At 62.3% G+C, this 23945-nt stretch carries 18 protein-coding genes; 10 read left to right on the forward strand and 8 right to left on the reverse strand.

Features of this window, described 5'->3' with window-relative positions; all coding sequences use genetic code 11:
• The 3 genes from PQQ86_RS24300 to PQQ86_RS24310 all read right to left on the reverse strand — a co-directional run bounded on the left by PQQ86_RS24300 (nucleotide 1) and on the right by PQQ86_RS24310 (nucleotide 3326).
• Nucleotides 1-939 carry an ABC transporter permease subunit gene (locus PQQ86_RS24300; protein ID WP_054040391.1) on the reverse strand — a complete coding sequence of 313 codons (939 nt, stop codon included), beginning with the start codon at nucleotides 937-939 and terminating at the stop codon, nucleotides 1-3.
• 16 nt (nucleotides 940-955) lie between these two features.
• Nucleotides 956-2572: a peptide ABC transporter substrate-binding protein gene (locus PQQ86_RS24305; protein WP_408272690.1), complete on the reverse strand. Its 1617-nt coding sequence runs from the start codon at nucleotides 2570-2572 to the stop codon at nucleotides 956-958.
• 181 nt (nucleotides 2573-2753) lie between these two features.
• Nucleotides 2754-3326 (reverse strand): cupin domain-containing protein, encoded by a 573-nt coding sequence (locus PQQ86_RS24310; protein ID WP_054040392.1) that lies wholly within the window; start codon nucleotides 3324-3326, stop codon nucleotides 2754-2756.
• A gap of 944 nt (nucleotides 3327-4270) precedes the next feature.
• Here PQQ86_RS24310 and PQQ86_RS24315 point away from each other — a divergent pair.
• From PQQ86_RS24315 to PQQ86_RS24345, 7 genes are all read left to right on the forward strand, one after another.
• Nucleotides 4271-5812, forward strand: a complete 1542-nt coding sequence (locus PQQ86_RS24315; protein ID WP_408279349.1) for a peptide MFS transporter — start codon at nucleotides 4271-4273, stop codon at nucleotides 5810-5812.
• Nucleotides 5813-6002: 190 nt separating this feature from the next.
• Nucleotides 6003-7481: a MocR-like pyridoxine biosynthesis transcription factor PdxR gene (pdxR, locus tag PQQ86_RS24320; protein WP_408272694.1), complete on the forward strand. Its 1479-nt coding sequence runs from the start codon at nucleotides 6003-6005 to the stop codon at nucleotides 7479-7481.
• A 473-nt stretch (nucleotides 7482-7954) separates the two neighbouring features.
• Nucleotides 7955-8407, forward strand: coding sequence for an HU family DNA-binding protein (locus tag PQQ86_RS24325; RefSeq protein ID WP_028198339.1), 453 nt, complete (start codon nucleotides 7955-7957; stop codon nucleotides 8405-8407).
• Between the two features lie 413 nt (nucleotides 8408-8820).
• On the forward strand, nucleotides 8821-10230 hold the full coding sequence (locus PQQ86_RS24330) for a circularly permuted type 2 ATP-grasp protein (RefSeq protein ID WP_408272697.1): 1410 nt from the start codon (nucleotides 8821-8823) through the stop codon (nucleotides 10228-10230).
• Between the two features lie 173 nt (nucleotides 10231-10403).
• Complete coding sequence (locus tag PQQ86_RS24335; protein ID WP_054040396.1) at nucleotides 10404-11354, forward strand: alpha-E domain-containing protein; 951 nt, start codon at nucleotides 10404-10406, stop codon at nucleotides 11352-11354.
• 13 nt (nucleotides 11355-11367) lie between these two features.
• On the forward strand, nucleotides 11368-12195 hold the full coding sequence (locus tag PQQ86_RS24340; protein ID WP_408272700.1) for a transglutaminase family protein: 828 nt from the start codon (nucleotides 11368-11370) through the stop codon (nucleotides 12193-12195).
• Between the two features lie 246 nt (nucleotides 12196-12441).
• Complete coding sequence (locus PQQ86_RS24345) at nucleotides 12442-13314, forward strand: proteasome-type protease (RefSeq protein WP_266239919.1); 873 nt, start codon at nucleotides 12442-12444, stop codon at nucleotides 13312-13314.
• Between the two features lie 291 nt (nucleotides 13315-13605).
• Here PQQ86_RS24345 and PQQ86_RS24350 read toward each other — a convergent pair whose 3' ends face one another.
• Together PQQ86_RS24350 and PQQ86_RS24355 are read right to left on the reverse strand one after the other, a co-directional pair.
• Nucleotides 13606-14790, reverse strand: coding sequence for a porin (locus tag PQQ86_RS24350; protein ID WP_408272703.1), 1185 nt, complete (start codon nucleotides 14788-14790; stop codon nucleotides 13606-13608).
• A gap of 489 nt (nucleotides 14791-15279) precedes the next feature.
• Complete coding sequence (locus PQQ86_RS24355; RefSeq protein ID WP_408272706.1) at nucleotides 15280-16605, reverse strand: YihY/virulence factor BrkB family protein; 1326 nt, start codon at nucleotides 16603-16605, stop codon at nucleotides 15280-15282.
• Between the two features lie 208 nt (nucleotides 16606-16813).
• Here PQQ86_RS24355 and PQQ86_RS24360 point away from each other — a divergent pair, with 208 nt between their 5' ends.
• Both PQQ86_RS24360 and PQQ86_RS24365 read left to right on the forward strand, forming a co-directional pair.
• Entirely contained in the window at nucleotides 16814-17353 is a 540-nt protein-coding gene (locus tag PQQ86_RS24360; protein WP_408279351.1) for a YbaK/EbsC family protein, read from the forward strand.
• Between the two features lie 209 nt (nucleotides 17354-17562).
• Entirely contained in the window at nucleotides 17563-19122 is a 1560-nt protein-coding gene (locus tag PQQ86_RS24365) for a methyl-accepting chemotaxis protein (protein WP_408272709.1), read from the forward strand.
• Nucleotides 19123-19357: 235 nt separating this feature from the next.
• On the opposite strand, the gene PQQ86_RS24370 is transcribed toward PQQ86_RS24365, so the two are convergent.
• Together PQQ86_RS24370 and PQQ86_RS24375 are read right to left on the reverse strand one after the other, a co-directional pair.
• Nucleotides 19358-19948: a BPSL1445 family SYLF domain-containing lipoprotein gene (locus PQQ86_RS24370; RefSeq protein ID WP_408272712.1), complete on the reverse strand. Its 591-nt coding sequence runs from the start codon at nucleotides 19946-19948 to the stop codon at nucleotides 19358-19360.
• Between the two features lie 214 nt (nucleotides 19949-20162).
• A complete protein-coding gene (locus PQQ86_RS24375; RefSeq protein WP_408272714.1) occupies nucleotides 20163-21551 on the reverse strand; it encodes an FAD-binding oxidoreductase in 1389 nt (462 codons plus the stop codon).
• Between the two features lie 422 nt (nucleotides 21552-21973).
• Between PQQ86_RS24375 and PQQ86_RS24380 the strand changes: the two genes are divergently transcribed.
• Nucleotides 21974-22960: a zinc-dependent alcohol dehydrogenase family protein gene (locus PQQ86_RS24380; RefSeq protein WP_408272717.1), complete on the forward strand. Its 987-nt coding sequence runs from the start codon at nucleotides 21974-21976 to the stop codon at nucleotides 22958-22960.
• 26 nt (nucleotides 22961-22986) lie between these two features.
• Here PQQ86_RS24380 and PQQ86_RS24385 read toward each other — a convergent pair whose 3' ends face one another.
• Nucleotides 22987-23748 carry a 3-oxoacyl-ACP reductase gene (locus PQQ86_RS24385; protein WP_408272719.1) on the reverse strand — a complete coding sequence of 254 codons (762 nt, stop codon included), beginning with the start codon at nucleotides 23746-23748 and terminating at the stop codon, nucleotides 22987-22989.
• Between the last annotated feature and the right edge of the window lie 197 nt (nucleotides 23749-23945).

Below are 23945 nucleotides of genomic sequence, written 5' to 3' on the forward strand. Positions count from 1 at the left end.
TCAGTACCGGATGCGCGGATCGAGCCATGCATACGCGAGGTCGACCAGCAGATTGAACAGCACGGCGACGGCGGTCGTCAGCACGACGAGACCGAGCACGAGGGTGTAGTCGCGATTGATCGCGCCGTTGACGACCAGCTGGCCGAGACCCGGCAGCGCGAACACCGATTCGGTGACCACGGCCGCGGTGATCGACGAGATGCAGATCGAGCCGAGCAGCGACACGACCGGCATCAGCGCGGGCTTCATCGCATGGCGCAACACGATCGTACGGCCCGGCAGACCTTTGGCGCGCGCCGTGCGGATGAAGTTGCCCGACAGCACTTCGATCATGCTGCCGCGCATCACGCGCGCGATCCCGGCGACGTTGATGATGACGAGCAGCACGATCGGCAGCACGCGATAGCGCCACTCGCCTTCACCCCAGCCGCCGGCCGGCAGCCAGCCGTGGCCTTCGGAAGTCTTCAGCAGGATAGCGAAGATCCACACCAGCACCGGTCCGAGCACGAACGGCGGCACCACATTGCCGATATTGCCGAGCACCATCACGAAGTGATCGACGAAGCGGTCACGCCGCACCGCGGCCAGCGTGCCGAGCGCGACGCCGATCACCAGTGCGATCGGTACCGACACGCCGCCGACGCCGAGACTCACCGGCAACGCCTTCCACACCAGATCGTTGACGCTCCAGTCGGCGTAGCGGAACGACGGGCCGAGGTCGCCGTGCAGCAACGAGCCGAGGTAGTGGAGGTACTGCAGCCACAACGGTTCGTCGAGGTGATACTTGGCGTTGAGGTTCGCGAGCACGGCCGCCGACAGGTGTTTCTCCGTGTCGAACGGCCCGCCGGGGGTGAGATGCAGCAGCAGATAGCACGCGGTGATCACGGCGAGAATCGTCGGGATCGCCCAGAGCGTGCGGCGCAGCGTGTAAGCCAGCATGACGGTGCTCCCGCGCTTAGTGCTTGATCAGATACATGTCTTGCGTGGCGCGCTGGTCGACGTAATTGGTCGACGTGTAGCCGCCGACATACGACTTGACGAGCCGGTCCGCCGAGTACTGGAAGAGCGATACCAGCGGGTAGTCGTTCATGGCCAGATCATGCGCCTGCGTGAGCAGGGCGGTGCGCTTCGCATCGTCGAGCTGCTGGTTGCCTTCATCGACCAGTTTGTCGACCTGCGGGTTGCAGTAGCGTTGATCATTCTGCACGCTGTTGCAGCGTATCAGATCGAAAAACGAGTTGGCGTCGTTGTAATCGACAAACCAGCCGTCGCGCGAGGCCTGTACCTTGCCGTCGTGGCGTTGCTTGAGCAGCACCTTGTATTCGACGTTTTCGAGCCTGGCGGTCACGCCGAGCTTGGTGCGCCATTCCGAGGTGGCAAACAGCGCGACCTTCTTGTGCAGGTCATTCGTGTTGTAAGTGAGGGTGAACGTCAGCGGCTTCGCGTCCGAATAGCCGGCGGCCTTCAGCAGGTTGCGCGCGTAATCGACACGCTTGGGCATCGGCCAGCTTGCCCAGTCAGGCGTGAAGACGTTCGCGCCTTCCGTACCCTTGGCGATCAGGCCGTACATCGGCACCTCGCCGTCGGCCGTTAGACGCCTGGTCAGCAGGTCGCGATCCAGCACCATCGCCAGCGCCTGGCGCACGCGCTTGTCCTTGAATGCCGGGTCTTCGTTGTTCAGGCTGTAGTAGTAGGTGGCGATTTGCAGGCCGGTTTTCAGTTCGGAGCCGAACTGCTTGCTCACCTGCGCATAAATGCCCGACGGAATCGAGTACGTGTAGTCGAACTGGCCGGCCTGATACATGCGCATCGCCGTTTCGTCGTTTTCGATCGGCAGATAGGTCACTTTCGTAATTACGACCTTGTTGGCGTTCCAGTAGGTGCTGCTTTTGGACGCCACCAGCCGGTTGCTCGGCTGCCAGTCGGTCAGCACATACGGGCCGTTACCGACGAAGTTGCCCGGACGGGTCCAGTCGCCGCCGAATTTGCTCACGGTCTCACGATTGACCGGCGCCATGGCCGGCATGGCGGTCAGTTGCGGGAAGAAGGCGGCGGGAACTTCGGTGGTGACTTCGAGCGTGTACGGATCGACGGCACGTGCGGCGAGACTCGTCAGCGGCGCTTTGCCGGCGAGAATTGCCTTGGCGTTCTTCACGAATTCGACTAGCACGGTGTATTTCGAACCGGTTTTCGGATCGAGCACGCGTTGCCATGCATAGATGAAGTCAGCGGCGGTGACCGGCTGGCCATTGCTCCAGCGCGCGTCGTGGCGCAGCTTGAAAACCCACGTAGTCGGCCCGGTGCGAGTCCACGATTGCGCGACGCCCGGCACGATCGAGCCGGCCGCGTCGATGCGCGTCAGACCTTCGAACATGTCGAGCGCGATCGTGTCGCCGGTCCAGGATTCGATATGCGCGGGGTCGAGCGATTCTGTTTCGGCCGGCACCTGACGGGTCATTTCCTGGCTGGCGGCGAGGGTGACACCCGCGGGTACGTTGACGGCGAAGGCGGAGGGCTGAAACGTAAGGACGAGCGCAGTCAGCGCCGTCGCGTAGGCAAACGGGGTTTTCATCGGTTGAGGTCGCAGGAAAGGTCGAGAGAAGAACGCGCTGGCGCCAGGGCGCCCGGTTATCTGCGGTGCTCGGGCCGGGGAGGCCCTTGTTGCCCGTGCTGGTTGCGCGACATGCAGGATTCCTTACATTTCGTAATGCAGGCAAACCCTGGCCGGATCAACCGGAAAAGGTGCCTGCCTCTTAGAACAGTCTTGGTGTGCCCACCCAGACGACTACCGACTCTTTGCGTGCGGTATTCACCCAGCTGTGCGGCACCGTCGATTCGTAATGCGCGCTGTCTCCCGCGTGCAACACGAACGTCTTGCCTTCCAGCGTCAACGACACTTCGCCGTCGATCACATAAACAAACTCTTCCCCGGCATGCGTGGTGACTTCGGAGCGTTTCTGCCCGGGCGGCATCCTCACGAGGATCGCTTCGAGCTGACGGCCGCCCGTCAGATTGGTCAGCCGTGCAAACAGATTGGCCGAGTCCGCAAAACCGAAAAACTTCAACTGATCGCCGCGGCACACCGAGCGTTCTTCGCTTGGCGTGTCGACGAAATACTGCACCGTCACCCCGAGTGCGTGGGCAATCCCGGCCAGCGAAGTGATGGACGGTGACGCCAGACCCCGTTCGACTTGTGACAAAAACGGTTTGGAAATACCTGCCGCTGTTGCCGTGTCATCCAGCGTGCGCTTGAGCCGTTGCCGCAGCGCGCGGATCTTACTGCCGAGTTCGAGTGCCGGATTCTTCTTTTGAATTGTCGTGACCATAGCAGGAGGAAATTAGCCCGTCAAAATTTGTTTGATATAAGTAAATATGGTTTGATTGCGGTCCAGGCCGGGGTGGCGGGCCGTTCAGCGCCCGGTCGTGCAAGGGGCCGCAATTTCGAGACAACGCTCTATGTTGCCAGAACCGAAATCCGCGCCAGCCGTTTTGACCGGTAATCAACGAGAAACTGAAAGCGGACGCGGTAAAGACTGCTGTATGCAATGAGTGGCGGTATTGATGCAGATTGAGTATCAGGAGACGTTAAAGGCATGACATCAAAGACTATTTTCAGCCACGCCCGATTGGGGAACGATCGAATATGGCCTGTAAGAACCGGTAATTGGCGTGGCATCAGTGAATTCCCTGAGTGACGAACGGTGTTTCTATTTGCAGAATCAGGCCCGCTTGGCGGAGGGGCGCACGTGTTTGTATCAGACGCGACGCCGGCCGCTGTTTTTTATTCCGCGCGCAGCGATCCTGCGCGGCGGAGCATTGTCCGGCACGTTCCATCAGAACGCTCACCGGCATGAGGACATGACTATCACTGCCGATTTTTCCTGCCGCGGGCTGTGTGCCCGCCGCCCGGCGCGGCCGCCATCTGCTGCCCGCCGGATAGCCGTTCCCCACAATGCTTTATCATTGAGCCCGTTCCGCTTGCCGGAACCCGAGCCCGATGTGGCGCAGCGTCCCCCGAAGGCACTTCCTTCGGGACGTCCCGCGTGGCGGGCCTCCATCCCATTCCCTGGTTTTTCTGCTGGTTCAGCTGGTACAGGCGCCTCACTTTGCGGCTTGGTTTGCAGATGAGCGTGCCGCTGACTGCGCACATGCCTATGAAAATGCGTGTGCCGCATCGCGCGGGCTCCGCCGACCGTTTCCCCAGATCCAGTTTTTCGCGCCGCGTGGCCAGTCCGCGCGCCGCTGCAACCGTAAGAACAAGAGGTACATGATGAATTCGTCCAATCTCGCCAGCGCGCCGGTCTCACAGACCCGTTCGTTCTCGACGGTCTTTCTGATTGAGATGTGGGAGCGCTTTGGCTACTACGGAATGGCCGCGCTGCTGGTCCTGTTCATGATCGACAAGCTGAACTTCACCGACAGCCATGCCACCCTAACATGGGGCGCGTTTACGGCACTGGTGTACGCATCGCCGTCGATCGGGGGCTGGATCGGCGACAAGATTCTCGGCGCGCGCCGCACGATGATCTTCGGCGCCGGCGTGCTGGCAGCCGGTTATTTGATGCTGGCGCTGCCCAACGAGCAATTGAGCTACATGTACGCGTCGCTCGGCGTGATCGTGGTGGGCAACGGGCTGTTCAAGGCGAACGCCGCGAACCTCGTGCGTCGCATCTACGAAGGCGACGACGCGCGCATCGACAGCGCGTTCACGATCTATTACATGGCGGTCAATATCGGCTCGACGGCGTCGATGCTCGCGACGCCGTGGATCAAGGACCATTGGGGCTGGCATACGGCATTCGCGGTCTGCTGCGCCGGAATGCTGCTGTCGGTGCTGAACTACTTCATCATGTTCCGCACGCTTGCACATATCGGCTCCACGCCGGACGCCGAACCGATCCGCTGGAAGCGCGTCGGCGCGGTTGCGCTGGGCGGTATCGTGCTCGGCACGGTCACCATGTTCGTGCTGCAGCACAAGGCGATTGCGGTGGCCTGCGTGTACACGGCGGGCGTCGCGATTCTGGCGATCTTCGGCTACATGCTGATGAAGTGCGAACGCTCGGAGCGCTCGGGTCTGGTTGCGGCGCTGATCCTGACCGCGCAGGTGATTCTGTTCTTCGTGTTCTACGTGCAGATGTCGACCTCGCTCACGCTGTTCGCGCTGCGCAACGTCGATCCGCGTTTCATTCTGTTCGGCCAGACGTGGTTCACGTGGAGCGCCGCGCAGTTCCAGGCGCTCAATCCGATCTGGATCATGTTGCTGAGCCCGGTGCTCGCGCTGCTCTATACGAAGCTCGCGAAGAGCGGCAAGGACGTGCCGGTGGCAGTGAAGTATGCGTTCGGCTTCGCGGTGGTGGCGGCCGGCTTCTTCGTCTATGCGGCGAGCGGTAACTATGCGGTGAACGGCCGCGTGTCTTCGTGGTTCATGGTGGGCGGCTACGGTTTGTATTCGCTCGGCGAACTGCTGGTGAGCGGCCTCGGTCTCGCGATGATCGCGCGCTACGTGCCGGCGCGGATGAGCGGCTTCATGATGGGCGCTTACTTCGTGGCGACGGGTGTGTCGCAGTATCTGGGCAGCGTGGTCGCGAATTTCGCGCAGATGCCGGCGGGCAACCTCGATCCGCTCGAATCGCTGCCCCTGTACACCAAGTTGTTTAACGGCCTGGGTTGGCTTGCGGCGTTGGGCGCGCTGATCGCCGTGCTGCTGTTGCCGCTGATGCGCAAGCTCTCGCGTGAGCATCAGCGTTGCGGCGATGAAGCGCGTGAGAACGCGCGGCAAACGGCTGCGTTGAATGGGGCCGTCGCGGAGTAATCGCTCCCGGTAGTGCAACAGAAATGGCGCGCCTCGTATTACCGAGGCGCGCCATTTTGCGTTTTATGCGCGGTTCCTTGTCGTAAATGTCCGGTACGTTTCTGCTCCGATGGCGCCTGCGGGGTAAGCTTACGGTCGGCATTGGTCTTTCGAAAAAAGCATTTCTCGGATATTTAAGGTAGCCACTCGGATGGACATCCATATCGCGGTCGACGGGCGTCACGATCTGTCCGGACAGATCTACCGGCAGTTGCGTGCCGGCATACTCGAAGGGCGCCTCGCCGGCGGCACGCGTTTGCCTTCCACGCGCGATCTCGCCACGCAACTGGGTGTCTCGCGCAAGACGACGCTCGACGTATTCGAACGCTTGCTCTCCGAAGGCTATCTGAGCGCCCGCGCCGGTTCGGGCACCTTCGTCTCCGACGGTCTGGAGCGTCTGCCGGTGGGGCGTTCGTCGCATGCACGGGCGGCCGAGTCGGCGCGCGAGCGGGCGAAGGCGAAACAGAAAACCGCGGCGCGCGCCCAGCCGCTGTGGGAGCAGATGCCCGAGACTCTGCCATTGCCGCGGCCTACGGTGGCCCCGCCGCAGGATTTCGTCGGCGGCGCGACTGACAAATCGCTGTTCCCCTTCGACGTCTGGCGCCGCTGCGTGAACCACGCATTGCGCGTGCAGGCGCGTGGCCCCGGCACGTATCGCGACGTGGCCGGCGAGCAGGAATTGCGCCTTGCGATCTCGCGCTACCTGGCGTTCAACCGGGCGGTCGCGAGCAACTGGGATGACGTGATCGTCACGCAAGGCGCGCAGCACGCGCTCGATCTGATCGCGCGCATCACATTGCGACCCGGCGAGATCGCGGCGCTCGAAGACCCTGGCTATCCGCCGGTTCAGGCGTGCTTCACGGCCACGGGCGCGCGCGTGGTGCCGGTGCCGGTGGACGCCGAAGGCCTGATTGTGAGCAAGCTTCCGGACAAGGCGCGGATCGTCTACGTGACGCCCTCGCATCAATTCCCGCTCGGCATGCCGATGAGTCTGGAACGGCGCGTCGAGTTGCTTGAATGGGCGCAGAAACGCGGCGCCGTGATCATCGAGGACGACTACGACTGCGAGTACCGTTTCGAAGGCCGGCCGATGGAGCCGCTGAAAAGTCTCGACCGCGCCGGTCTGGTCGCTTACGTGGGCACGTTTTCGAAGACGATTTTTCCGGAGCTGCGGGTCGGCTATGTGGTGCCGCCAGCCTCCCTCTATGCTCCGCTTCTCAAGGCCCGCCAGATTGCCGACTGTCACGGCTGCACCCTCACGCAAACCGCGCTCGCGACCTTCATGCTCAACGGCGACTTCGCCAAGCATCTGCGGCGCATGCACAAGACCTATGCGGCGCGCCGCGCGATGCTGCTGAAGCATTTGCGCGGCGACCTCGCGCCATGGTTCGAACCGATCGTGCCGACCGCCGGCATCCATATGGCGACGTGGCTGAAGGCGCCGTTTACCGAAGAGGCGTTGGTGAGCGCCGCGCGTGAAGCGTCGATCGGTTTGTATGGACTCGCGCCGTTTTATCAGCGTGCGAAGCCGCAGCCCGGCTTGATGTTGGGTTACGGCAGCATCGCTGTCGAACATATCGATGCGGCGCTTACCAGGCTCGCCGACATTCTGCCGCGCCTCGCCCGCTGACGACCCAAAGCACGCTCGAATATTACTTAAGCCTATCCTTGACACCGCCTGCGATTTTCTGTCGCAGAGCAACGTTAGCCGCCCCCTGCAGAGACTTTCGCTGCAGGGGGCGTGTTTTTTCCGTCGCGTGAATCGGCGTGGCGAACGGGTCGGCGAGCTGCGGTTTCGGCATTGAATCGCGATCCGTCGACGATTGCCCGGCGCCGAAAGTGCCTCTATTCAGGCATCGAAATGACTTGTAACGCACGTTACGTGTTCGTGTTGCAGACCAGTCCGAGGTGTCGCCGAGGCACGTTTACCCGCTAAAACAAGGATCAAAATGTGTTGCGCAGTCTGCGCCGCGCAACAAACCTTCGCTGTTATACACAAAAGAGTCGCGCAAATCGTATTAGCGCTTGTAGAATCCGGCGTTGGAGCGTGCACATACCGTATGCGCTTCGTGCAATTCACTGACCACTACAGGTAGGAGAAACATGCCGACTTCCGCAAAAAAGGTGGCCAAGAAGGCTGCTGCCCCGGTACCGACCAAGAAGGTTGCTGCAAAGAAAGTCCCTGCGAAGAAAGCCGTCGCAGCTAAGAAGGTCGCCGTGAAGGCGTCCAGCGCTCCGTCGCCGATCAAGGACACCTTCACGAAGGCCTCGCTGGCTGCTCACGTCGCTGAACGCGCTGCTGTTGAACCGAAGGCTGCCAAGGCTGTGCTTGCCGCGCTCGAAGACACGATCCTCGGCGCTGTGCACAAGAAGGGCGCTGGCGAATTCACGCTGTCGGGTCTTCTGAAGATCGTCGTGCAAGCTGTGCCGGCGAAGAAGAAGCGCTTCGGCAAAGACCCGTTCTCGGGCGAAGAGCGTTGGTTCCCGGCTAAGCCGGCTAGCGTGCGCATCAAGGCACGTCCGCTGAAGAAGCTGAAAGACGCAGCAGCAGGCTGATCGTGCTTCATGCGTTGCCGCGGTTTTTGAGCGTGGCTGTTTAACGGTGCGTTTTTAACCGTGCGCTTTTAACTTTGCGCTTTTAACTTCGGTTAACGTTTGAGCCGACCCGCAGTGCGAGTTGTCCGAGTCCCCGTGGATGCGAATCCGCGGGGATTTTTTATGCGCGTCTGCCATGGTTTGGCGAACTCGCCGCTGCCCGCCAGGGTGCCGCTTATGCACCGTACTAGCGCATCATGAGCCGCCGCAGTACGATGGCAGCGAAGCCATGCCGGTCGGGATGCGCTCTTGGCGTGCATGCACTGTCTTTGGCACGCGAAAAGCTCAATGGCATAGCGCTTGCTTGAACGATTGTCGAACACCGAATGCGCAGCGCATTCGCCTTCTATCCGACAACAAGAGCGGGGCGTGACATGCGATGCTATGACGAGATGCGTCATCATGACGATGCCGTGCGGCCACACTACGCGCGCTTTGAGCGGTGGCTGGTAAAGCAGGGCAATGAAGCGATCGCACGCAAGCGTGCGGAAGCCGACCTGCTGTTCCGCCGGGTCGGTATCACCTTCGCGGTGAACGGCGATTTGTCCGGCACCGAGCGGCTGATCCCCTTCGATCTGATTCCGCGCATCATTCCGCGCAGCGAATGGCAGACGCTGGAGGCCGGTTTACGCCAGCGGGTGCAGGCACTCAATCTGTTTATCCACGACGTCTATCACGATCGCAACATCGTGCGTGCCGGTATCGTGCCGGCCGAACAGGTCTATACCAACGCGCAATACCGGCCTGAAATGCAGGGCGTCAACGTGCCGCTCGGTGTTTACGCGCATATCGCCGGCGTCGACGTGGTGCGCGCAGGCGACGAGGGCGAGTTCTACGTACTCGAAGACAACCTGCGGGTGCCGTCAGGCGTGTCCTATATGTTGGAAAACCGCAAGATGATGATGCGGCTTTTCCCCGAACTGTTCGTGCAGAACCGCATTGCGCCGGTCGCGCATTATCCCGATCTGCTGCTCGACACACTGCGCTCGGTTGCGCCCGAAGGCGTCGACGATCCGGTCGTAGTGGTGCTCACGCCGGGCATGTACAACTCCGCGTATTTCGAGCACACCTTCCTCGCGCAGCAGATGGGTGTCGAACTGGTGGAAGGCAAGGATCTGTTCGTCGACGACAACTATGTGTTCATGCGCACCACGCAGGGACCGAAGCGCGTCGACGTGATCTATCGCCGCGTCGACGACGATTTTCTCGATCCGCTCGCTTTCCGCAACGATTCGGCGCTTGGCGTGCCGGGTTTGTTGACCGCTTATCGAGCCGGACGTGTGGCGCTGGCGAACGCCATGGGCACCGGTATCGCCGACGATAAATCGATCTACCCGTACGTGCCGGAGATGATCGAGTTTTACCTCGGCGAGAAGCCGATCCTTAACAACGTACCCACGTTCCAGTGCCGCAAGCCTGACGATCTCGCGTACACGCTCGCGCATCTGCCCGAGCTGGTCGTGAAGGAAGTCCACGGTGCGGGCGGCTACGGGATGCTGGTGGGACCGGCGTCGACAAAGGCCGAGATCGAATCGTTCCGTGAGCGCCTGATTGCGCGGCCCGCGGGTTATATCGCGCAGCCTACGCTTGCGTTGTCGGCATGCCCGACGTTCGTCGAATCCGGCATCGCGCCGCGCCATATCGACTTGCGGCCGTTCGTGCTGTCCGGCAAGGGCGTAACGATGTGCGCAGGCGGTCTCACGCGTGTGGCGTTGCAGGAGGGCTCCCTCGTCGTCAATTCGTCGCAGGGAGGCGGGACCAAAGATACGTGGATGGTCGACTGACGCGGTTGCCAATGCGGTTGCTCATGCTGGAGTCGGTGCAGCAATTCATGCAACCGCACCCGCAACCCAACGTGCCGGCGAACTAGTCGAACCGCCGCCGGTGCACACGGATAACCAGCGCGAGCCTTTTTACTTTTAACAGGGTCTCGCGTCATCAGATACGGAACGCCGTCATGCTAAGCCGAACCGCCGATCACCTCTTCTGGATGGCCCGCTACATGGAGCGCGCGGAGAACACCGCCCGCATGCTCGACATCAACCTGAAGGCGCTACTGTTGCCGCAAACGCCCGAACAGGAGGCGCGCGCGCAACGCTCGGTGCTGCGCATTTCCGAGCTCGAAAGCGCGTTCGCGCAGCGCTACGATGAACCGACCCGCGAACATGTGCTCGATTTCATGGTGGCCGACGCGAACAATCCGTCGAGCATTCACTCGTGTTTGCAGGCCGCGCGCGAAAATGCCCGCGCCGTGCGCGGCACCTTGACCACTGAGTGGTGGGAAACCATCAACGACACCTGGCTCGAATTCAACGAACGGAGCCAGTCCGGTCAGGCTGTAAGCAATCCAGGCGCACTATTCGAGTGGGTGAAGTTCCGCTCGCACCTGTCACGCGGCGTGACGATCGGCACTGCGTTGCAGGACGACGCGTTTTTCTTCACGCAGCTCGGCACCTTCCTCGAACGCGCCGACAACACCGCGCGGATTCTCGACGTGCGCTTTGCCGACGTCGAGCCGAATTCACGCGATGCCGCGCGCCAGCTCGAAGACTTTTACTACTGGACCTCGATTCTCAGTTCGGTGTCGGCGCTGGAGATTTATCGCAAGGTATATCGCGATGTCGTTACGCCGGCGCGGGTGGTCGAATTGATGATCCTGAACCAGCAGATGCCACGCTCGCTGCTCGCTTCGCTCGAAGGCGTCTGCACGAATCTGGCGATGCTGCGCACGCCGGGCTCGAACCAGTGCGAACGGTTTGCCGGTAAGCTGCGCGCCGAGCTGGTGTATTCCGACATCCGGCAGATTTTCGAAGCCGGCCTGCACGCCTATCTGACGCAGTTCCTTGCTCGCGTGTTCGAGCTCGGTAATCTGGTTGCGCGTACCTATCTGATGTTGCCAGTCGCCTGACGGAGTTCTTTTTATGTACCTGACGATCCGCCACGACACGTCCTATCGCTACGAAGCGACTGTCCATTATTCGATCCAGCAACTGCGTCTGACGCCGGCAAGCGGCGCCTCGCAGGTAGTGCGACGCTGGAGCATCGATGCGCCCGGCAAGCTCGACGCGACCTTCGACGCCTACGGCAATGTGCTGCATACGCTCGTCATCAACAAGCCGCACGGCGAGATTCGTCTGCACGTAGCGGGCGAGGTGGACACGATTGCACTGAAAGATGGTCAATTGCCCGACGCGGTCGGCCCGATTCCGCTTGAGCATTTCACCTGCTCGACGCGTCTCACCGAAGCGGATGCGGCAATCCGCGAGCTGGCCGGATCGGTGCCGAGTCTTGCGACATCCAGCAATCTGATCGAGCTGGCCGAACAGATCGTGCAGCGCGTGAAGTACAACACCGGCATCACCGAAGTCACCAGCACGGCCGCCCAGGCGCTCGCGCTCGGCAACGGCGTGTGCCAGGACCATGCGCATCTGATGCTGGCCTGCTGCCGCGCGCGCGGCATCCCGGCGCGTTACGTGAGCGGCTACATCGAACCCGGCGACGTGAGCTCGGGAGCAAGTCCCCTTGGGGCGGAGCACGGCGCGAGCCACGCATGGGTCGATGTGTGGCTGGACGGCAAGGGCTGGATTTCCGTCGACGTCACGCACGCCGCGTTTGCCAGCGAGATCTACTGCCGCCTCGCCGTGGCGCGCGATTACGAAGCCGCGGCACCGGTGCGAGGCCGGCGGATTGGTGGGCTGGAGGAGCAGCTGAAGGTGTCCGTCACGGTCAGCGGGCAAATGCCGCAATAGCATGGCGGGTGGAGGCTGGCGGCCAACTCAAAAGGACGTCAGGGCTGCATGACAGGCCGCCCGCGGCCGCCTCGGTAGCCGCCATCACAGGACAGCTCGCCGGGAGGGCTGGCGAGGCGTTTAAGTGAGCGTCAGCCCGTATAGCCATTCAGATTCGGCGCGCGGCGGCCGTAAAACGGGGTAAGGCGCATGCGCGCCGCATTACAATAGCGCCGTTCTGTCGTTTTTTTGCGGGTACTTTTCCTTATGACTTACTGTGTAGCGATGTCCGTCGACGACGGGCTCGTGTTCCTGTCGGACACGCGCACCAATGCGGGCGTCGATCACATCAGCACCGCGCGCAAAATGTCGGTGTTCGAGCAGCCGGGCGAACGTATGCTTGTGCTGCTGGGCGCCGGTAATCTGTCGCTCACACAAGCGGTGTTGCACGAGCTGTCCGAGCCCGTCGATCCTTCGCAGCCCACGCTCTGGAGCGCGCCCACCATGGCCGACGCGGCCCGCGTGATTGGCCACGCGGTACGCCGCGTGCATCAGCGCGAAGCCGAGGCGCTGCAGGAATTCGGCGTCGAGTTCAATTGCAGCTTCATTCTTGGCGGTCAGATCGCCGGCAACCGGCCGCGCCTGTTCATGATCTACGCGGCGGGCAATTTCATCGAAGCGTCGGCCGTGAACCCGTATTTCCAGATCGGCGAGGCCAAGTACGGCAAGCCGATCATCGATCGCGTGCTGACGCCGTCTACCCCACTCGACGAAGCGGCCAAGTGCGCGCTGATTTCGATGGACTCGACGCTGCGTTCGAATCTTTCGGTTGGGCTACCCCTGGATCTGCTGGTGTACGAGAAAGATTCGCTGCACGTCACGCGCTTCGTCTCGATCGATCACGACAACGCGTACTTCGAGATGATTCACCGTACGTGGGGCGAGCGGCTGCGTCAGGTATTCGGCGAGATTCCCGATCCGGACTGGCAGGAATCGCCTGATGTGCCGCTGCTGCAGCGTGAGCGCGCATTGGTGCTGCATCGTGCGCCGGTGGGGGCGGACGGCGTGGAGCATGAGCTCGATGCGAAGCCGGCACAGACATTGGCGCAGGCGGAGAAGGGCAAGGCCCAGCGGCGCTAGGGTGGTCGGCGAGATTACAGGCCCTACACGCGGGCCGGGAGCATCACACCAAGGTCGTCGCGAGCCTGTTAAGGGCTTGCCGGCGGCCTTTTTCTTTTGCTTCGCCGATCGCGTTGATCATGTGGGAGGCGCGATGCGCGCGGGACGGCCCATCGATTCGCTCCGTGTTTTGCACGTGTGAGGGTTCGCGCGCATGCGCCAGAACCAGCAGACGAAAAAAAACCAGCCACAGGCTTGCGCCTGTGGCTGGTCTTAAACTGCGTGTTGCTTCAGCAGTCCGTCAAAGTTCGATTAGAACTTGTGGCGGATGCCCAGGCTAACCATTTCTTGCGAGTTGGAAGCCGAGTTGTAGCCGTACGAACCGATCGATGCGCCAGCCGCGCCCACCGTGGTGGCCGAAGTGCGCTGTTCGCCGCTTGCGTGTTGCCATGCGCCGACCAGGTAGATGTCCGTGCGCTTCGACAGGTTGTAGTCGCCGCCCAGGGAAACCTGGTTATACGTTGCGCTCGTGTCGCCCGTACCCTTCGTATAGACGTAGCCCACGCCCACCAGCATAGCCGGCGTTACCTGGTAGCCAAGGTACACGCCGCCGACGTTGTACTTCTCGGTCGAACCGAAACCCGACAGTGCGTCCGGCTTGTATTGCGCGTTGCTGTAGCGCAGGTTGACCGTGAACGGGCCTGTCACGTATTGCGCCGCGACTTGAGCGATGCCGATAGACTTCGCTGCTGCGTAGAAGGCGTTGACCTGGCCGTCGAACGTACCGTCCGACGTGCTGCCGTTCCAGCCTACCGAACCGGCCGAAGTGCGGCTAGCCAGCGTGTTGCCGTTGTCAGCACGGAAGTAGCCTGCAGCCACGCTGAACGGACCCGTTGCGTACGTTGCAGCGCCCGACCACGTTTGACCCGAACCCGTCGAGCCAGCCACGCCGCCCAGAGCGTACATGCCTTCGAACTGGAAGCCGCCCCACACCGGCGAGGTGTACTTGATGGCGCTGTTCGTGCGCGAGGAGTTGTCGTTGTTGTCGACGTCGCCCGGCGTTGCGAAGGTGGAGCCGAAGTAGTTGTCACCCGTCAGCGGTTGAACCAGGTCGACCACCGGATCGTACTGACGACCCAGCGTGACCGTGCCCCACTGGTCGCCCGTCAGGCCGACGTAGGCTTGACGACCGAACATACGGTTGCCTTGACCCAGCTTGCCGCTGTTCACGTCAAAGCCGTTTTCCAATTGGAAGATTGCCTTCAGGCCACCGCCGAGGTCTTCCGTGCCCTTCAGGCCAAAACGATCGCCTTGCAGGTTGCCGGCGACCATCGCGACCAGGTTTTTGTTCGGACCGCCAGCAGAGGCTGTCGTGTTATGAACGTACTGGATCGACTCGTCGATCAAACCGTAAAGGGTGACGCTGCTTTGAGCATGCGCCATACCGGTGACGCCCAGAAGCGCCAGCGAGAGGGTAGACAGTGCGACTCGTTTCATCCATTTCTCCACGCAGATGATTAGTTTGTTGTTGCGGAAAGGAGAATAGCTCACTGCCTCAACCGGCAAGAACCGGAAAAAAAAGAGTGTCTCCAAAAACCGACAAAGGACGCAAAGCCTTGTATTTAAAGCCTGTTAACGATTATTGCTATTTCCGCAATATTGGTTCGTTGACTGCGCATTATTGTTGTTTTGTTGACAGTGAAGGCCTCGCTGACCTCAATTTGGACACTTGTTTGAATGGCCTTTGTAATTTAGTCGTCTAGCTGTTCTCGCCGTTTTGCAGCGTCCATATAAAATTGGAGCCGGGTATCGCTTGACGGACGCACTGGACAGAATTTATGCGCTATGAGCAGACGCAACCGCTACGGCTGCAACCCCTGGTTCAGATTTGATGCTGTGTTGTGTAGTCCTGAGCCGCCGCCATGGTCTTTACGTCGGGCGGTCTCTTCTGGCTGTGTCAGTGGGAACCGCGGCCCGCTTCAGTCTTCACGCGCCGGGCCCGCTATCGCCGGCGTTGCGGCGCGCCACGGCAGCGGCGGCCAGTCCAGCTGCTGCTGCAAACAACACCGAAGTCCACGGATGCCGCCTGACATAGCGATCGGCGGCGACGGCCGTGCGGCCTGCTTCAACCAGCGTGACCGCGGCGACACGTGTTGCTTGCGCTTCGGCAAGGACGACAGTGCGGCCGATTTTGACCGCGGTCGCTCGCGCTGAAGTCTTTTTGCGCGGTTCCGGCAGCGGTGAAGCTGACGCTGGGGTTGCTGCGGCACGCGCCATGGCGGCAACCGCTCCGGTTGCTGGGGCGAGCCCGGCAGCAGGGGTTTCGCGATTTTCCACGCGAGGCTGCGCATCGGCCGATACCGTCGATGCCGCCAGCACCGAAGCAAGCATGGCACGGCTGCCGGGCGGCGAGTTTTCCTGCATGCCCCAGCCGCCGCGCGGATCGTGCATGCGCCCGCGCGCTGCCGAAAACTCCGCGCCGAGCAGTAGCACGGCGGCCGAGAAGTACAGCCACATCAGCAGCACGGCCAGCGAACCGGCCGCGCCGAACGAACTCGCCATCCCGGCATGCGCGATATACAGCGCGAACAGTTTCTTGCCCGCCGAGAACAGCACAGCCGCGACGATCCCACCGACGAACGCATCGCGCCACTGCACCTTGGCGTCCGGCAGAAACTTCAGCAGGCCGGCGAAGGCGAAAGCCAGTACCAGCAGGCCGACACCGAGTTGCAGCAGGTTGCCGATCACCACGTAGGGCGAGTTGCCCCACAGCCATTTGCCGATAAATGTGATGACCGTATCGAGCACCAGCGAGACGATCAGCAGGAAGGCGACACCGAGCACGAGGCCGAACGAAATCAGGCGCACGCGCACCATCGCAATCACGCTCGACGAGCGCGGTCCGGTATACGGCCACACCATATTGAGTGCGCTATTGAGCGATGAGAAGGTAGCCGAGGCGCCGATCGCCAGCATCGAGAACGAAATGATCGCCGCGATGCCGCCGGCGCTGCCGCTGTGATGAGCGTTCTCGACGATCGTTTGCACGCCCGCGGCGGCCTGGTCGCCGAGCAGGCCGTGAATGTGGTTGAACAGTTCGCCGCGCGCGGCTGCGGCGCCGAAGAACCAGCCCGCCACGGCGATTACCATGACCAGCGTGGGCGCGAGCGAGAAGGCCGCATAGAAGGCGATGCTGGCGGCCATGGCCGCGCAGCGGTCGTCGGCAAACTGTTTGAATGCGCCGATTGCCCAATTGGCCTGCCTGCGCGCTACCAGCTGGAGGTTCTCGGCGGAGAGCGTGTCGATGTCCATGGTCGTGTTTCTCAAGGGGATACTGGCGCCGGAAGCGCCGCGTGCGTGCCGTTGAGGTGGCCTCAATGCAGCATTTGCAGACTTCGCATCGACGCCTTTCGCAAACCTTGTGCCCGTCACTATAACAAGCGCTTCATGCACAGGCGCGGGATATGCCGCCAGCATGTGTGCCGTTAGAATGCCGCTGGACCTTCACACTTTTATCACTATGCACTCGCACGAACTCATCAAGCAGCTGGATGTCATCCCCGCGGAACAACTGAGCGCGCATTTGCCCGCGCATGTCGTCGAGAATCTGCCGGCCCAGGGCGTGACCGTATTTGCCGTCAGCGACGACGCTTCGGACACCGTCGAATTCAGCGCGCGCTACGGCTTTGGCCTCGCTGACTGCGCCAACACGATCGTGGTCCGCTACAAGAAGGAGGGCGCCGAGCATTACGCGGCGCTGGTCTCGCTGGGTTCGCTGCGTCTGGACATCAATGGCGCGGTGAAGGTGGCGCTGGGCGCGCAGCGCCTTTCGTTCGCGAAAAGGGAAGCCGCCGTGGAGCATAGCGGGATGGAGTTCGGCGGAATTACGGCCTTCGGCTTGCCGGAAGACTGGCGCATTCTCGTCGACGCCGCAGTCATGGAGCGTGCTCAGATCGTGATGGGGGCAGGGGTGCGGGCGGCCAAGTTGCTGTTGGCGCCCGAGGTGCTGAAGCAGTGGCCGCGCTGTGAAGTTGCCTCGCTTGCGCTGCCGGCCGAGTAAAGGGTTGGGGCGCCGCCGCCCCGGCAAGCAGCACCTGTCAAGCTCAGCCCTATAGGTCAGCGCACCGAGGCATCGAACAGAGGCATCGAACAAACGCATCAAACAAACGCTGAAGTTTCCCCCCGCTCCGCCGTTATTCCGAAGATTGACATGAACAGTTACGGTGCCCGCCCGTGCGGCGCCGGCTATAAGTACAAAGGAATACGGAGATGGAACGCTTTCGCCTGAAGGTGCGGCTTTGGCTCGCGCTAGCAGTAATGTGCATGGGAATTCTGGCCATCGGCCTGTGGGGCGCGTTCAAAACGCGCGACACGATGATCGCCGACCGTCAGGCCGAGCTGAAAAGCGTAGTGAGCGTGGCCTACAGCGTGCTGGATCGCTATAACGGCCTCGTCGCGGCCGGCACGATGCCGCTCGCCGACGCGCAACGCACGGCCATGGCCGACCTGCGCGCGATGCGCTACGACGGCGCCGGCGGCTACCTCGTCATCGAGGACCCGCATGCAAGAGTGCTGATGCACGGCGTGCGGGCCGATCTCGAAGGCAAGGATATGAGCGGCTTCACGGACCCGCAAGGCCGTCACGTATTCAAGGACGGCTCGGATCTCGCCCAGCGCGAAGGCGAAGGCTTCATCCACCTGCAGTTCCTGAAGCCGGGCTCCAATCAGATGGCGCCGAAGATCAACTACGTGCGGCTCTACAAGCCATGGGACTGGACGATCGTCACCGGCGTGTTCACTGACGATATCGACGCCGCGTTTTACACCACGCTCGTGCAGTACGTCGGCGCCGCGCTGATTCTGTGTCTGGTGGTGGGAGTCGTGATCGGCGTGATCCTGCGCAGCATCTTGCGGCAACTCGGCGGTGAACCGGCTTACGCGGCGCAGATTGCTTCACGTATCGCCGATGGCGACCTCGATGTGGTCGTCGAGACGAAAGCCGGCGACAACGTCAGCCTGCTCGCCGCGATGCAGCGTATGCAGCATCGACTTGCGCAAGCGATCACGCAGATTCGCAGCGGCGCAACGCTGATCTCGACGGTATCCAACGAGATCGCCGCCGGCAACGCGGACCTGTCGCGCCGCACGGAACAGCAGGCGACCGCGCTCGGCGAAACCGCTTCCAGCATGGAGCAGATCACCGCGACCGTGAAGCAGAACGCCGACAACGCCAGGCAGGCCAGTCAACTGGCGCACAACGCCTCGGAGACGGCGGCGCGCGGCGGTGAAGTGGTCGGCCAGGTGGTCGAGACGATGCGTGGCATCTCGCAGTCGTCGCACCGGATCGGCGACATCATTGGTGTGATCGAGGGGATTGCATTTCAGACCAACATCCTTGCCCTGAACGCGGCCGTCGAAGCGGCGCGCGCCGGTGAGGAAGGGCGTGGCTTTGCGGTGGTGGCGGGCGAAGTGCGCAGCCTCGCGCAGCGCAGCGCGGCGGCGGCCAAGGAGATCAAGACGCTGATCGAAGAGTCGGCCGCGCAGATCGAAGGCGGCTCGCAGTACGTGGGCCGGGCCGGTGAAACGATGCAGGAAGTGGTGCACGCGGTGCGCCGCGTGACCGACATCATGGGCGAGATCAGCGCCGCGTCGGTCGAGCAAAGCTCGGGCATCGAGCAGGTCAACATTGCGGTGGCGAGCATGGATCAAACGACCCAGCAGAACGCTGCATTGGTGGAGGAGGCCAGCGCGTCGGCCGACGTCCTGAAAGCACAGACCGGGCAACTGGCGGCTGCGATTGCCGTGTTCACGCTGCCGGAAGCGGCGTGAACAGCGTGGGGGCACGCGAGGCGTCGGACAGACTGAATGCCGTAGCCGAGGTGGTGCAGTGGCTACGCGGAATTGTAAAACGGGTGAGTTCTACCGCAATTTGGTCAATGTGACCGGTGATGCTGACTGGAGATATCCACAGCGCCGTGATCGTGGTGCGCGTGACGCCACCTGATGGAGGCGCCACGCAACCGGCTGCATGACAACGCCTGACTCTGAGCTAGCGAGCGCTCGCTCAGATGATCAGACGTGAGACCTTGGTGCCTTCGAGCGACACACCGGCCATCAAGCCGCCGTTCGTCAGCACAAACGCCTCGACCGGGCTGGTGGCGGTCGACGTATCGACAGCGCCGTTCGCACCGACCTTCAGGACGGCGACCGTTGCATCGGCGCCTGCGGCCCAACCCTGGCTGCTGAGGAATTTGTCCAGCGCCTCTTGCGTCATGAACAGGAAGACCAGCGCTTTGGACTGCGCGCCGATCTGCAAACCGAACGAACCGGCGACGGTGCTGTAGTAGCCCGTCGTGCGGCCGGCCACGCGCAACGACCCTTCGCCGTATTGCCCGCCAACCCAGAAGCCCGCCGAAATCACCGACGGGAACACGAGCACGCCGCGCGCCTTGGCGACCAGTTCGCGCGAGCCGGTGACGTTCGCGTAGAGACGCGACAAGGTGGAATCGACGCCAGCGTTGATCGTGTCGCGCTTGCCGGCGTTCGCCGACTCAGACGCGCTCGAGGATGGCGACGTGGTCGTGCAGCCGGCGAGGCCAAGACCCGCCGTAGCCAAAGCGGCGCTCGAGGTCATGATGAATTGTCGTCTGCGCATGATTGTTCTCCTTGTGCGTGGTGAAGATTGCGTTTTCTTGTGTGACAGTGAGTGCCGCGACTTTGGCACATGCGTACGTCGGCAGCCCGTATGCCTGCTAGCCAGCATTTAGCGTGCCTGACGCCGCGGACTGTGTATAGACAGCTGTCATGCGCTGACGTTCACGGGGGATTCACGGCGTTCAACGCCGCTTCCCCCTCGATCTCCTCGTTCCTTAGGCCGCCGGGCGGATATTCTGATTGTGGCGGAACAGGTTGTGCGGGTCGTAGCGGTTCTTCACGGCGACGAGACGCGCGTAATTCGGCCCATACGCGTCGGCTACCCGTCCGCCTTCCTCCTGCGTCATGAAGTTGACGTACACGCTGCCTAGCGCGAACGGTGCGGCTGCGTCGAAGAAAGCGCGGGCCCAGGCAATGCAGCGCTCGTCATCGCTCGCGTCGTCCCAACGGCCGTGCACGTTCATTGCATATTGCGTGTCGCGGCTCGAATAGGCCGTGGCTTCGACCGGTACCCGGCTCGTCTGCGCGCCGATCTGCCCGAAGAAGATTTCGCATTGCGGTGACGGCAGCTTGCCGATCGCATCGAGCAGCGCATCGATGAGACCGTCCGGTATTTTGTCGAGATTGTGCGACTTCCAGTAGTTACGAGCACCCGGCGTGAGCAGTGGATCGAACGCCTGTTGCCACGCGGCATATGGCATCGGCCCAAGATGTTCGCCGACCGGCGTGCCGAAGCCGCGTACGGCCGCCACCACGGACGGCCCGTTTTCGATGGGGCCCGAGTAGCACATCGCGAATACGATGACCGGTTTTCCGTGCACTTCGGGCGGCAGGAACGGCAGCGGTGGCGCAAGCCGTAGAACGGCCCATACGCTCAGCTCCTCCGGCATCTGTTCTGCAGCCGTGCGGTACTGGAGCAGGGCATTTTTCGCCTGATCGATCGGCAGCACGACGAGGCCGCCGTACACGAGCGGCCCGACCGGATGCAGCGCGAACTCGAAGCGCGTCACGACGCCGAAATTGCCGCCGCCGCCGCGAATCGCCCAGAACAGATCGTCGTGCGAGTCCGCGCTTGCGTGCAGCAACTCCCCGTCGGCGGTGACCACGTCTGCTGAAATCAGATTGTCGACCGTCATGCCGTATCTGCGGCTCAGCCAGCCGAACCCGCCACCTAGCGTCAGACCTGCCACGCCGGTGGTCGAGTTGATGCCAAGCGGCGTGGCGAGTCCGAACGCTTGCGCTTCGTGGTCGAAATCGGCGAGCGTAGCGCCAGGCTCGACATACGCGCGCTGCGCGACCGGATCGATGAATACGGATTTCATCGGCGACAGATCGATCACGAGGCCGTCGTCGCATAGCGCGGTGCCGGCGATGTTATGGCCGCCGCCATGCACCGCCAGAGGCAGATTGTTGTCGCGCGCGAATGCTACGCCGCGGCGCACGTCGGCCACGCCGGCGCAGCGCAGAATCAGCGCCGGATGCCGGTCAATCATTGCATTCCAGATGCTGCGGGCCTCGTCGAAACCCGCATCGCCGGGCCACAACAGTTCGCCTCGGATCGCGGCTTTGAGTTCTTCAGCGGCGCTGCTGGACACGCTTACCATGACACACCTCCAGACATAATGGGAGACGCTCTCGGGACATCAATCAGCTGAACAAAGCAAATTGAAAGCGTCTGGACAGGTTCGAGTTGCGTCCAGTAAACGGCCCTGCTTCTGTAAGTCAAACGAAGGTAAACCCGCGTCCACGATCGACGCCGCGCGAAAGCACGTGCGACAAGCGTCCGTGCGCTGCGGCGCGAGTCATGGCTGTCACAGCCGCTGTGTATGGTGGAAATACTTCCGGAAAAGATCGCGGGAGGAAGTGTTGGTTGAGCGCCGCGATGGTGGCTGCGCGGCGACACTTTTGCGGCCGAACGGCGGCGTTTTTGTTTGCGTACCGTGCGAACGTGTCGATTTACACGCGGTTTCGCACGGAGGAATATGCTCGTATCGACTCGTTCACGACCAATCGCTGGGGAGGCGTGATGTCCATGCAAGCTCTTGTTCTCAAGCAGCACAACGGCCCGCTCGAACTGACCGAACTACCGCGCCCCGAGCCTGCGCGCGGTGAGGTGCTGGTGCGAATCGCCGCCAGCGGCCTGAATCCGCTCGACACAAAAATCCGCGCCGGCGCCGCCGGGCACGCGAAACATCCATTGCCGGCGGTGCTGGGGATCGACATGGCCGGCGTCGTCGAGGCAGTGGGCGCAGGTGTCGATAAGTTCAAGGCGGGTGATCAGGTGTACGGAATGACGGGGGGCGTAGGCGGGCTGCAAGGCTCGCTGGCGCAATACGCATCGGTCGATGCGGATCTGCTGGCCTTGAAACCGTCAAATCTCTCGATGCGCGAAGCCGCTGCGCTGCCGCTTGCTTTCATCACTGCGTACTCGGGCATTGTTGATCGCGCGCATCTGCAGGCGGGGCAAACGGTGCTCGTGCATGGCGGGGCAGGGGGTGTCGGATACGTCTCCGTGCAGTTGGCGCTCGCGCTGGGTGCGAAGGTCTTTACGACCGTGAGCGAGCGCGATCGCAGTGTGGTGGAGGTGCTCGGTGCCAGGCCGATCAATTACCGTGCACAGTCGGTCGAGCAATATGTCCAGTCTGCGACGGATGGCGTGGGTTTCGATCTGGTCGTCGATACAGTCGGCGGGACCACGCTCGACGCGTCGTTTGCCGCCGTGCGGCATTTCGGCCATGTGGTGAGCGCGCTCGGGTGGGGCACGCATGCGCTAGCGCCGCTGTCGTTCCGCGAAGCCACCTACTCGGGCGTGTTCACGCTGCATGCGTTGCTTTCAGGGAAAGGCCGCGCGCATCACGGTGAGATGTTACGTGTGGCGGCGCGGCTTGCAGAAGAAAACAGGCTCGCGCCCCGCCTCGACGCGCGGCGCTTTGGTCTGGGCACCGCGCAGCTTGCTTATGAAGCAGTGGCCGACGGTAGCGCACAGGGCAAAGTTGTGGTCGAGGTAAGCTGAGCGCAGCGTTGCTGCGTGCCTTTGGATTAACCCTTCACGAGGCCGCCGTCCACGATCAGATTCTGACCCGTGACTGCGCGCGCCCACGGCGACAGGAAGAACAGCACGGCGTCGGCGAACTCTTCAGGCGTCGTGACACGCCGCACCGGTGTCGAACTGGCGATCAGGTCGAAGACGAATTCCGGTGTGGCCGCGCTTGCGTCCGTGGTGCGCAGCAGGCCGCCCGATACCATATTTACCGTTATGCCATCCGGGCCGAGATCGTGAGCGGCGGTGCGCGTGAGCGACAAGAGGGCTGCTTTGGCTGCCGTGTAGTCGTGATAGGGGACCACGGGGTTCTGGAACAGATTGGTGCCGACGTTGACGATACGGCCGAACCCGCGCGAGCGCATGCCCGCAGCGGCCGCTTGCATCGTATTGAGCGCGCCCTTGAGTGAGCCGTCCAGTTGCTGCTGGAAACGCGCCCAGTCGATTGAATCGATTTTCGGGCGGGCGTCGCCGTCGAACTGAAAGTCGGCCAGCGCGTTGTTGACCACCGACACGATAGGCTGCCCGGTTTGTGCCTGCGCTGTTTCGAACAGGCGTGCGATGGCGGCCGCATCGGTCACGTCTGCCTGGATCGGCAGGACGCGATCGCCGAACTCGTCTCTCAGCGCGTGAGCCAGCGTTTCGCTCTTACGGTAATTCACCACGACGCCGGCGCCTTCGCGTACCAGTGCGCGTGTGATCGCGGCGCCGAGTCCGCGAGCGCCGCCCGTTACCAGCACCCATTGTTCGGATAAAAGCATTTCTCTTCCTGTTGTTGATGAGGTTGCTATCGCTCTATTGTCGCCTGATTCGGTTTTCTCGCTCGCTTTGGGGGCGCCAGGATAACGATGCCGCGCAAACAGCGTCCGCCTGATAGAGTGCGGTCCATGATTAAATGCCGGGTCTCGCTTACCGCGTAAAACGCCAAATCCAGCCCCAGCGGGCACACCGCACCAGT

The organism is Paraburkholderia sediminicola (assembly GCF_046026675.1).
Taxonomy (GTDB): Bacteria; Pseudomonadota; Gammaproteobacteria; order Burkholderiales; family Burkholderiaceae; genus Paraburkholderia; species Paraburkholderia sediminicola_F.